9 protein-coding genes are annotated in these 10,872 nt (G+C 45.0%); 6 read left to right on the top strand and 3 right to left on the bottom strand.

Going from position 1 to position 10,872, the window contains the following annotated elements; all coding sequences use genetic code 11:
* Positions 1 to 138 precede the first annotated feature (138 nt).
* The 6 genes from AS194_RS07110 to AS194_RS07135 all read left to right on the top strand — a co-directional run bounded on the left by AS194_RS07110 (position 139) and on the right by AS194_RS07135 (position 6,702).
* Positions 139 to 1,371: an RtcB family protein gene (locus AS194_RS07110; RefSeq protein WP_200960341.1), complete on the top strand. Its 1,233-nt coding sequence runs from the start codon at positions 139 to 141 to the stop codon at positions 1,369 to 1,371.
* A 4-nt stretch (positions 1,372 to 1,375) separates the two neighbouring features.
* Positions 1,376 to 1,876 carry a hypothetical protein gene (locus AS194_RS07115; protein ID WP_058024817.1) on the top strand — a complete coding sequence of 167 codons (501 nt, stop codon included), beginning with the start codon at positions 1,376 to 1,378 and terminating at the stop codon, positions 1,874 to 1,876.
* 92 nt (positions 1,877 to 1,968) lie between these two features.
* Complete coding sequence (locus AS194_RS07120) at positions 1,969 to 2,427, top strand: DIP1984 family protein (protein WP_058024818.1); 459 nt, start codon at positions 1,969 to 1,971, stop codon at positions 2,425 to 2,427.
* 342 nt (positions 2,428 to 2,769) lie between these two features.
* The gene (gene rtcA, locus AS194_RS07125) at positions 2,770 to 3,873 is read left to right on the top strand and encodes an RNA 3'-terminal phosphate cyclase (RefSeq protein ID WP_058024819.1); all 1,104 of its coding nucleotides are present in this window, start codon (positions 2,770 to 2,772) and stop codon (positions 3,871 to 3,873) included.
* 121 nt (positions 3,874 to 3,994) lie between these two features.
* Positions 3,995 to 5,818 carry an FMN-binding glutamate synthase family protein gene (locus AS194_RS07130; protein WP_058024820.1) on the top strand — a complete coding sequence of 608 codons (1,824 nt, stop codon included), beginning with the start codon at positions 3,995 to 3,997 and terminating at the stop codon, positions 5,816 to 5,818.
* A 74-nt stretch (positions 5,819 to 5,892) separates the two neighbouring features.
* Entirely contained in the window at positions 5,893 to 6,702 is an 810-nt protein-coding gene (locus AS194_RS07135) for a phosphodiester glycosidase family protein (protein WP_058024821.1), read from the top strand.
* Positions 6,703 to 6,917: 215 nt separating this feature from the next.
* Here AS194_RS07135 and AS194_RS07140 read toward each other — a convergent pair whose 3' ends face one another.
* The 3 genes from AS194_RS07140 to AS194_RS07150 form a co-directional block, all read right to left on the bottom strand.
* Positions 6,918 to 8,135 (bottom strand): globin domain-containing protein, encoded by a 1,218-nt coding sequence (locus AS194_RS07140; RefSeq protein WP_058024822.1) that lies wholly within the window; start codon positions 8,133 to 8,135, stop codon positions 6,918 to 6,920.
* A 311-nt stretch (positions 8,136 to 8,446) separates the two neighbouring features.
* The gene (locus AS194_RS07145; RefSeq protein WP_058024823.1) at positions 8,447 to 9,670 is read right to left on the bottom strand and encodes a vWA domain-containing protein; all 1,224 of its coding nucleotides are present in this window, start codon (positions 9,668 to 9,670) and stop codon (positions 8,447 to 8,449) included.
* A 57-nt stretch (positions 9,671 to 9,727) separates the two neighbouring features.
* Entirely contained in the window at positions 9,728 to 10,576 is an 849-nt protein-coding gene (locus AS194_RS07150) for an AAA family ATPase (RefSeq protein ID WP_058024824.1), read from the bottom strand.
* Between the last annotated feature and the right edge of the window lie 296 nt (positions 10,577 to 10,872).

A 10,872-nucleotide genomic window follows, 5' to 3' on the forward strand; every position in this document is an offset into this window, starting at 1 on the left:
TCTATTCTTTTTAATTTATTTTTATATGAATATCAATATCTTAAGTATTTACATCAACTTTACAGACAAACTTGGCACACCCTTCGCACTATATAAAGTACATACAGAACACTTTTATAAAAAATGAAGGAGTACACCATGCAACTAGCCACACACAACATTATTCAAGACGGTGGTACCCCTATCCGCCTATGGACAAAAGGTGTGCCTGTCGACCCAAAAGCCCATGACCAGCTGATTAAAGCCTCAAAGATGCCCTTTATTTATAAGTGGCTCGCAGTGATGCCTGATGTGCATGTCGGTATCGGCGCGACCATCGGCACCGTACTGCCGACCAAAGAGGCGATTATCCCTGCGGCGGTCGGCGTGGATATCGGCTGCGGGATGATGGCGGTGCAAACTACGCTGACCGCAGATGATTTGCCCGACAACCTTCACGGACTGCGCACGGAGCTGGAAAAAGCCATTCCGCATGGACGCAGCAAGACACGCGGTCGCGGCTCGCGCCGTGATGTGGGCGCGTGGGCAAACCCTGATGACACCGTCATGAATGGCTGGGGTGCACTGGTCGATGATTTTAACTATCTGACCCAAAAGCATCCCAAACTAAAAAACACCAACAATCTAACCCACTTGGGAACACTGGGAACAGGCAATCACTTTGTCGAGGTGTGCCTTGATGAGACCAATCAAGTGTGGATTATGCTGCATTCAGGCTCACGCGGCGTGGGCAATGCCATCGGGCGCTACTTTATCGAGCTGGCGCGTGAGGACATGCGCAAATGGTTTATTAACCTGCCTGATAAAGACTTGGCGTACTTTGCTGAGGGGACTGAACATTTTGACGACTATTGGTTTGCCGTTGGCTGGGCGCAGCGCTTTGCCTTTAAAAACCGCGAAATCATGATGGAAAAAGCCATCAAAGCGCTACGCACCATCGTGCCAAAACCGTTCGATACTGCGGTAAAAGCGGTCAACTGTCACCACAACTATGTGGCAAAAGAAGAGCACTATGGCGAGGAAGTCTTTGTCACGCGTAAAGGCGCGGTGCGTGCGCGTGTTGGTGAATACGGTATCATTCCAGGGTCGATGGGCGCAAAATCCTTTATCGTCAAAGGTAAAGGCAATGAAGAGTCGTTTTGCTCTTGCTCGCATGGCGCAGGTCGTGTGATGTCACGCACTGAGGCGAAGAAAGTCTTTACTATTGATGACCAAATCGCCCAAACCAAAGGCGTAGAATGCCGAAAAGACGCAGAAGTCATTGATGAGATTCCAGCAGCTTATAAAAATATCGATGATGTGATGAGCGCCCAAAATGACTTGGTGGAAGTGGTACATACCTTGCGGCAAGTAGTTTGTGTTAAAGGATAAAGATATGAATAACTATGATTACAAAATTGGTAAATTGAACGGTATATTAGAAGCGTTTCAATGGGTTAATAGTAAAACGAATTACGGGTATGATTTTACTATTGAAATTTTATCAGGTAATGATGACCTCAAAAAATTGGCTACAGACCATTTAAAACACTTGTATCCAAACGCTACTGTTCATTCAAAACCTATAGAAAACTGGCGTGATGAATTTTCTAAAAAATTGCAAGAGTGGCTATTTGAATATATTCAAATTGATATAGATCCTTTAAATTCTCATAATAAATTACAACACATTAACAGCGGGTTTACCTTGTTTGATATTAAATCAAGAGAACATTTTATTAATAACTTCTGTGATGATTTAGAAGATGCTTTAGGAGTTGTAGAAGTCATCTCAGTAAATATTGAAACTGACGAATGGTATGAAGCTTATTGGCATGACTTTGCTTTTAAAGGAAAAAATGGTGCTGTGTTCATACATTTAGGTGTATCAGATTAGAGCCGTTCAGTCATAAATTTTTATGAGAAATACATATGTAAAAAGGACATCATCCATTATTTCTTCGCTACGACTAATAATAAGGAACCAAAATGAAACTCGCAGAAGCCCTACTTATCCGTAGTGACATGCAAAAGAAGTTGTCACAAATCAAAGGACGCATTCGCAATAATGTCAAAGTCCAAGATGGCGATACGCCAAGCGAAGACCCCAATCAGCTATTGATGGACGCGAGCCAGCTGATTACGGAGCTGTCCGCGCTTATCAACCGTATCCAGCGTACCAACGCGGTGGCGATGACGGACAACAATCAGTCGATGCTGGCGCTGCTCGTTGAGCGCGATACCCTTGAGATGCGCCACAAGCTGTTGACCGAATCGATAGCGGCGACCGAAATCGAGGTCGATCGCTATAGCCCACGTGAGATTAAATGGCAAGTGATGGTTTCGGTCGGCGCATTGCAAAAGCAGGCGGACGATATCGCCATGAAGCTGCGTCAGCTTAACATTGTCATTCAAGCCAATAACTGGCAGATTGACCTTGTGGACTAGGCGTTTGCCTAGCTTATTAAACTTTTTTAGCTTTGTCTGTCTGATAATGGACAGACCACCCTTTTGGAACCGACTGGGCGAGCGTCAGACCCCGCGACCCACAGCAGGGGGTTGAAAATATACTGTCGTGGCTGCTACGCGTTGTGGGCAGGCGCATTTTTTACCACTTATGCCCCGCACATGGCACTTGGCACAATGCACCATTTAGACCTTAGCACCAGACACTGACAGTCGGTTTCAATCTTATTTTAAATGCGACCCGAAAAGTATTGGGAAGCATTTTATTATGTCTATTAACAACACTACCAATCAATAGTCATACAAATCATAAAGACATTTATCATGCCAGCATCAACACATAAAACCCTAAAAATTAACGGCAGCACAGGCGAAGGCGGTGGACAAATCATTCGTACGGCACTGTCATTATCGATGCTCACTGGTACGCCAATTGAAATCACCAATATTCGTGCTGGACGCGCCAAACCCGGACTGATGCGTCAGCATTTGATGTGTGTACAAGCGTCACAACAGATATCAAACGCTAGCGTATCGGGCGCGCATTTGGGCAGTATGGCATTTACTTTTACGCCAAGTACTGTACAGGCGGGCGATTATGCCTTTGATATCGGCTCGGCAGGCAGTACCAGTCTGGTGCTACAGACGCTACTGCCTGCCCTACTCTTTGCCAATGCTGACTCAAGCAACAAGTCCACCGTTACCATCATAGGCGGCACGCACAATCCGTTAGCGCCAACCACCGACTTTTTGCAGCACGCCTTTGTGCCGCTACTTGCCAAGCTCGGCATGCAGGTGGATATTGAATGCTTGCAAACGGGCTTTGCCCCTATCGGCGGCGGCGCGATTAAAGCAACTATTGCGCCATTTGTGCGCCGTGCTAATGCTTCACGATTAGACCTCACGGAACGCGGTAAGCTTGTCAGCACGGAGCTGGTCGCAAGCGTGCTCAATCTAGAATACGATATTTGCAAACGCGAGCTTGCCAGCGCCAAAGCCGCGTTGATTAAAGCGGGTATGGATGAGGCGCTTATTACAACGCGCGGTAATAAATTATACGGCATTGGTGAAGGCAATACCTGCTATGCAAAAGTCACTCATGGGACTAGTGACATGCAAAATCATAAAGAATATCACTCTGAAATATTTACGTTACTAGGAGAAAAGCGCAGCTCAGCAGAAAAGATAGGTGGTCGTTTGTCAGGCTTAGTAAAGCGTTATCTATATGACACCGATGCGCTGATTGATGAATATCTAACCGATCAACTGCTATTACCGTTAGCCTTAGCAGGCGGCGGTACGTTTAGCGCGCGGGTTATTAGCGAGCATAGCAAAACCCAAGCGTGGCTCATTGAGCAGTTTTTACCCGTCGCGATCACCTTTGATACTACTGACAACGAGCAAATATTAGTCAGAATCACCTGCTAAAATTTGCCAGCATTAGTATACTGTTACCCAATGATACCGACGTGGCGATAGCATCGGTGTATGATATACGCGACAAATTTGAGCGTCTTATCTATATTTACAATGACTATTGAGCCTTGCTATGCCTGAATCTCGTACCAATCTACACCCTGAACCCAAAACCAGCTCGCCGTATTTTGTCGGGTTGCTGCTGCGCTATAGCACGCTGGGTGCAGCCATTTGTCTATTATTAGCCGGATTGCTGCTGATGCACGGTTGGCTAATTGTGATTGGAGGTTTTGGCGTAGGACTCGGTATTTATGATCTGATTCAGTCCAAGCATTCAGTGCTAAAAAACTACCCGATAGCAGGACATATACGCTACGTACTAGAGGATTTTCGTCCTGAGATTCGTCAGTATTTGCTTGAAGATGACAAAGAGCAGGTGCCATTTTCACGCCAGCAGCGCGCGCTAGTGTATCAGCGGGCAAAGAACGTCAGCGATACCAATGCGTTTGGTACGCTAGACAATCTTTATACTCATGGTAAAGAATGGTTTTTGCAATCTGCCATCAGTCAACCGCTAAAAAACAAAGACTTTCGTATCACTGTTGGCGGCGAGCGTTGTAAGCAGCCGCATGATATGTCGGTATTTAACATCTCCGCGATGAGTTTTGGCAGTCTGTCCGCAAACGCCATTATGGCACTCAATCAAGGCGCAAAAATAGGCGGATTTACGCATGATACGGGCGAAGGTGCTATCAGCCCTTATCATCGTAAGTTCGGTGGCGATTTGATTTGGGAGTTGGGTACAGGGTATTTTGGCTGCCGTGATGCCGAAGGCAATTTTGACCCACAGTCTTTCGCCGAAAAAGCCGTCGATCCACAAGTCAAAATGATCGAGATCAAGCTGTCGCAAGGTGCCAAACCGGGTAAAGGCGGCGTGTTGCCATCGAGCAAAATCACTCAAGAGATTGCCGATACTCGCCAAGTGCCGACGGGTCAAGACTGTATTTCGCCCGCTTCGCACACCGCGTTTAGTACACCGCGTGAGCTTGTCGCCTTTTGGCAGCAGCTACGTGAGCTATCTGGTGGCAAGCCTGTTGGCTTTAAGCTATGCGTGGGGCAGCCTTGGCAGTTTATGGCAATTGTCAAAGCCATGATAGAGACGGATAACTATCCTGATTTTATTGTTATTGATGGTGCCGAAGGCGGTACAGGTGCGGCGCCTGTTGAGTTTATGGACAATGTCGGCATGCCGATGGTCGAAGGGTTTTTGCTTGTTCACAATACTTTGGTCGGTGCAGGCATTCGTGACAAGATCAGACTTGGTGTCAGTGGCAAGATTGTCTCAGGGTTTGATATTGCACGGATGATTGCGCTAGGTGCCGATTGGTGTAACTCGGCGCGTGGCTTTATGTTTGCGGTTGGTTGTATTCAGTCGCGCTCTTGTCACACCAATACTTGCCCGACAGGCGTGGCTACCCAAGACCCTTACCGTCAAAAGGCCCTCGATGTCCCTAGCAAAGCAGAGCGCGTGGCAAGTTTTCACAAAAACACACTCAAATCATTAGCCAGTATCGTCGGCGCGGTGGGCTTACAGCATCCGAGTCAGCTGCAACCTTATCATATCGCCCGCCGTCTAGATGACGGGCAGATTAAGCTGCTATCTAAGTTTTTCTACTTTACGGATAAGGGTGCATTACTTGATAATAGCGCGCGTGCGGATATTTTCAATCAGATGTGGGTGATGGCCAATCCTGATAGTTTCTTAGCCAATAATGATGCGCTCATTGCTTATAACAAAGACTCTCGTGATAAAGGCAAAGAGACTAGCGCACCAACCGAACACCGCGCTGGATATAGCTCTCCATACAGCTCCGACCACTCGATCATGACCGATGGTGGACAACTCATCGGCAATGTGAATAATACTTTCCGTGACTATCCGCCTAGTAGCGACTAAAAGCGAGTACCCAAGATTTATATATAAAGCAGTAGCAAACCACAAATACCCCTATGTTAAAAGACGTGTGATTGATGCCAACCTCCATTTTGACCTTATCGTTATCATTGATAGTGCTTGCGCTTGGCCTTAGCGCTTGCCAGCAGACAGACACTGACACGACTAACCTCGATACAGACAGTTGGTCGTGTCAGACACAGGACACGCCGTTCGCTTATAGCGTGTGCCGCGTGGATGCAAATGGATTAACAAGCGATCGTTATTCACTGCAGCTGTTTTGGCAAGCCTCTAATGACCAACCATTACTAACCTTTGATACATTGTTGTCCACTTTACCAAAGACTGAAACTCTAAACTTTGCCATGAATGCAGGAATGTACAACGAAAACTATGCACCAATTGGTTACACCGTCATCAAAGGCGAAGAAGTCAAATCGCTCAATCTAAAAGAAGGTGGTGGCAATTTTCATTTATTACCCAATGGCGTTATGTGGTGGGACAAAACTGGTCACGTACAAATCACCGAAAGCCACGCCTTAGATGAACAGATAAACAATGGCAACGCACAGCCTTGGTATGCGACGCAATCTGGTCCTATGCTAGTCATCAATGATGAGATACATCCGCAGTTCAATCCTGATAGCACATCCATCAAACTGCGTAATGGTGCAGGCATTTGCCGAGATGGCAGCATACAATTCGTCAATACAGACGAGCCTGTGACGTTTTATCAGTTTGCGACTCTATTCAAAGACGAGTTAGGTTGTCCAAACGCGCTATTTTTGGATGGGGGTATTGCCTCAGCCTTATATGCACCCAGTATCGATAAGCAAGACAAAAAAGAGATGGGTGTGATGATTGGATTGGTTGAAAATAAAGAGTAATGTACCCTAATACGCTTTATTTTCAACTAAGATTAAAAAAGCACTTAGCGTGAAATAATCACGCTAAGTGCTTTTTTATAAACGTTTATTTTGAATATTATAGTCAAAGAACTCTAAAATGGGTACAAGGCAGCCGACTGCAAATAGTACAAATAGTCCATCTAAGGAGGGTAACGACGTAGCGGTTTAGTAGTTCACCGACTATATGTTAAAAACTAGCCACCCAAGCTCATCTTAGGGCCAAATGGTTCGTAGTGGACGCTATCGATACCATGATCTAATGCTACTAACCCATCAATCATGCTCTCCATAAATGGCATCGAGCCGCACACATAGATATCGGCAGGATTAGGCAAGGTAGCAAGCCACGCGGCATCCAATAACTGCCCAGACTCAAAGTAAAATATATGCTTTTCTACACTCTCAGCCTGTTCGAGTAACTTACTAACTTGATCAGAAAAAGCATGATGAGCGATATTTTGACATGCATAAACCCAAATAATAGGACGTTTAGGATTGGCTAATACTTGCGCCTCTAGCATAGACAGTACAGGCGTCACCCCGACTCCTGCACTCATCAACACCAATGGAATATCATTTTGCTGTATCAAATCTTGATTGAGCGCAAAGTCACCAGCTGGCGCCGATAATAAAACCGTATCACCTACTTCTAGTTGATCATGCATATAGTTAGAAACCAACCCATGATGTTCATTACGGTTATCACGTCGAACCGCAAACTGAATGCCCGTATCGGTACTGGCAGAGTATAAAGAATAATGACGTAAGGCTATATGGTCGCTGTCTTTTGGGTCTGTTTTCACCGTGATGTATTGACCAGCGGTTAAGATCAACTTGCTCAAATCAATCTCTAAAGCGTTTGCTGAATCATTGCCCGAATTGTTCTCACTCTTATCGACTGGTACCACGGTAAAGGCTGCGATATCTGTAGCAACTGCTTCTTTTTTAGTGACCTTAAACAGTGCAAACCCCTGCCACATTGCTTCTTCATACATACCATGTTCAATTTGGATAAATACTGAGGCAATTTCATCATAAGCTTCTGTCCAAGCGTCGATAATGTCATCGGTAGCCGCCTCACCTAATACTTCTTTTATCGCCCCAATTAGATGCTTACCAACGATAGGATAATGCTCAGGCAATATCTGTAACGCTCTATGCTTATGGCTAATCTGGGTCACTTGTGGCAATAGCGTAGCCAGTTTGTCCAAGTGCTTGGCAGCGGCTAATACTGTCGTTGCTAGCGCCGTCTGCTGTCTTCCCAATTTTTGATTGGTTTCATTAAAAATATCTAACAGCTCAGGATGCTCATTAAACATATTTTTATAAAACACAGTGGTAATCGCAACGCCATGCTCTTCAAGTACAGGAACAGTTGCGGTGACGATTTCTAACGTTTTTGGTGAGGCCATGTTGTTTCTCTTAGTCATTAACTTCATTGATAAATTGAGATGTTAAACATAATCCGTCTAAACTAGCAATAATGAGTAGACCTTTTTACAGTAGTCATCAAAATTTTTAACCGCCCAATTCAGAATATTTATAACATTCATTTTAAATGAATTTTATCACACTTTACTAAGCATACTAATATACAATCAATATCGAGCTTATTTGCATCGATAAAAAAACAGCCGCTATGTTGTCATAACGGCTGTTGTTATAATGATTTACTCTGTGTTAACAGGCTTTATTTATTCATCAATCGGGCTGAATATCAAAATTACCGTGCCATATATTGAGTCATTTCTTCAACACCATGTAGCGTCATCGGATACATCTTATCTTCGAATAGCTTTTTAATTTCAACGATGGTTTGCGTATATTGCCAATACGACGGGTTTTCAGGATTGAGCCAAGTGACTTTATCAAAATGCTCCAGTACACGCTTTAACCAAACGATGCCCGCTTCATTATTCATATACTCTACGCTACCACCGACTGTCATCAACTCATAAGGTGACATCGATGCATCACCGACGAAGATGACGCGATACTCGCGCCCATATTTATTGAGTAGCTCAAACGTTGGCATCGGTGCGCTATGGCGACGATTATTGTCTTTCCATACATAGTCATATAGACAGTTATGAAAATAAAAGAACTCTAATGTTTTAAATTCATTCTTTGCCGCAGAGAACAGTTTCTCAAGTGCTTCAACATGGATATCCATACTACCGCCTACGTCAAATAGCATTAATACTTTGACACGGTTGCGGCGCTCGGCTTGCATATGTATATCAAGCACGCCTTTTTTGGCAGTACGTTTAATGGTCTCATGAATATCGAGCTCGTCCGCACTACCTGTCCGCGCGAACTGACGTAGGTTGCGTAGTGCCATTTGGATTTGGCGGGTACCCAGTTGATTATCATCATCAAGGTTGCGATATTTACGCTGCTCCCAGACTTTCGCCGCGCTACGTTTACGCGATTCACCACCGACGCGCACCCCTTCTGGATGGTCGCCATAAGCACCAAATGGCGAGGTGCCACCTATCCCTACCCACTTACTACCACCTTGGTGACGCTCTTTTTGCTCTTTTAACCGCTCCTCTAACGCTTTCATCAGCTCCTCAAGCGACCCGTACTTTTTGAGCAGACGCCTTTGCTCTTCGGTTAAGTTTTTTGGATCGAGCTTTAGATCGAGCCATTCTTTAGGCACATCGGTCAGCTTAGCCAATAGCGCATCCATATCAAGGCTATCAACCCCTTCAAAATAGTCTGCCATTGCCCGATCAAATTTATCAAAATGGCGCTCGTCTTTGACCATGCACAGCCGAATCAGCCGATACATATCCTCACGGCTCGCAAAAGTCGCCAGTGCTGGATCTTCAGGATGCGGCTGCATCATCAGGCCCTTATCTAACGCGGCATTGAGATCAAGCAGCTCACGCGTACTGACTGGTACGCCGTAAGTCCGCAAGGTATAGAATAGTTTTATGAACATAAGAGACGCACCACTGATTGACGTAAAACAAAAAAAGCACTGAACACTTAGACGCGCTTAACGACGCATCATGTTGGCAAAACGCTGCAGTAAATTCACATCGGCTTCGTTTTTCAGCAATGCACCATATAATGGCGGGATAGATTTTTCACCGCGTAAGTTTTCTTCTAGCTCATCCTGCGCCATGTCATCAGCGAGCAATAACGTCAACCAATCGACCAACTCAGACGTTGATGGTGGTTTTTTAAGGCCTTGGATATTGCGCAGCTTGTAGAATATATCCAACGCGTCGTTGACCAATTTTTCCTGAATATCGGGGAAATGCACCTCTATGATTTGGCGCATGGTTTGCTCTTCTGGAAAGTCGATGTAATGGAAGAAGCAACGACGCAAAAACGCATCGGGCAGCTCTTTTTCATTGTTTGATGTAATGATTACTACTGGACGCTGCTCTGCGGTAATGGTCTCGCCCGTCTCATACACATAAAACGACATCTTATCCAGCTCATGCAGCAAGTCATTAGGAAACTCGATATCGGCTTTATCGATCTCATCGATTAGTAGTACGCTGCGCTCAGTGCTGGTAAAGGCATCCCACAGCTTGCCCGGCTTGATGTAATTGCCAATCTCATACACCTTGTCATCACCCAACTGCGAGTCACGTAGGCGCGATACCGCATCGTACTCGTATAAACCCTGCTCGGCTTTAGTCGTCGACTTGATGTGCCACGTAATCAGTGGCATCCCTAGACTCTCAGCAACCTCTTCTGCAAGCAATGTCTTACCCGTACCCGGCTCCCCTTTAATCAGGAGGGGTTTTTGTAGTGTCATGGCGGCATTGACTGCCAGTTGTAAATCGTCTGTGGCGATATAATTTTGAGTGCCGGTAAAGGTTTGCTTGCTCATAATCAGGTCTCGATTGTTGTTATAGATAAATTGTTATGAATATATGGTTATAAATAAATAGAACTAAAAATTTGATAATGAATAAAAGATAAATTAGATTAGCACAGCCTGACGTATTGCCAAAATACTCATGCGTTCGCCTTTATCAACCATGGTTATATACCTCTAACTGCTCATATGACTGGTAAACACTCTGGCATAAAAAAAGACACGCACTGGTGTCTTTTCATTCAGGTATGCAGTCATTTTTTAAGACAATAACTTTATATTAATGCCTAGGGCGTGTTGAACATTCG

The sequence above is a fragment of the Psychrobacter piscatorii genome, from assembly GCF_001444505.1.
Taxonomy (GTDB): Bacteria; Pseudomonadota; Gammaproteobacteria; order Pseudomonadales; family Moraxellaceae; genus Psychrobacter; species Psychrobacter piscatorii_B.

Excerpts from the sequence above, each read along its gene's own strand:
- AS194_RS07110 (WP_200960341.1), top strand. The coding sequence starts at position 139 with ATGCAACTAGCCACACACAACATTATTCAAGACGGTGGTACCCCTATC.
- AS194_RS07115 (WP_058024817.1), top strand. The coding sequence starts at position 1,376 with ATGAATAACTATGATTACAAAATTGGTAAATTGAACGGTATATTAGAA.
- AS194_RS07120 (WP_058024818.1), top strand. The coding sequence starts at position 1,969 with ATGAAACTCGCAGAAGCCCTACTTATCCGTAGTGACATGCAAAAGAAG.
- rtcA (WP_058024819.1), top strand. The coding sequence starts at position 2,770 with ATGCCAGCATCAACACATAAAACCCTAAAAATTAACGGCAGCACAGGC.
- AS194_RS07130 (WP_058024820.1), top strand. The coding sequence starts at position 3,995 with ATGCCTGAATCTCGTACCAATCTACACCCTGAACCCAAAACCAGCTCG.
- AS194_RS07135 (WP_058024821.1), top strand. The coding sequence starts at position 5,893 with ATGCCAACCTCCATTTTGACCTTATCGTTATCATTGATAGTGCTTGCG.
- AS194_RS07140 (WP_058024822.1), bottom strand. The coding sequence starts at position 8,135 with ATGGCCTCACCAAAAACGTTAGAAATCGTCACCGCAACTGTTCCTGTA.
- AS194_RS07145 (WP_058024823.1), bottom strand. The coding sequence starts at position 9,670 with ATGTTCATAAAACTATTCTATACCTTGCGGACTTACGGCGTACCAGTC.
- AS194_RS07150 (WP_058024824.1), bottom strand. The coding sequence starts at position 10,576 with ATGAGCAAGCAAACCTTTACCGGCACTCAAAATTATATCGCCACAGAC.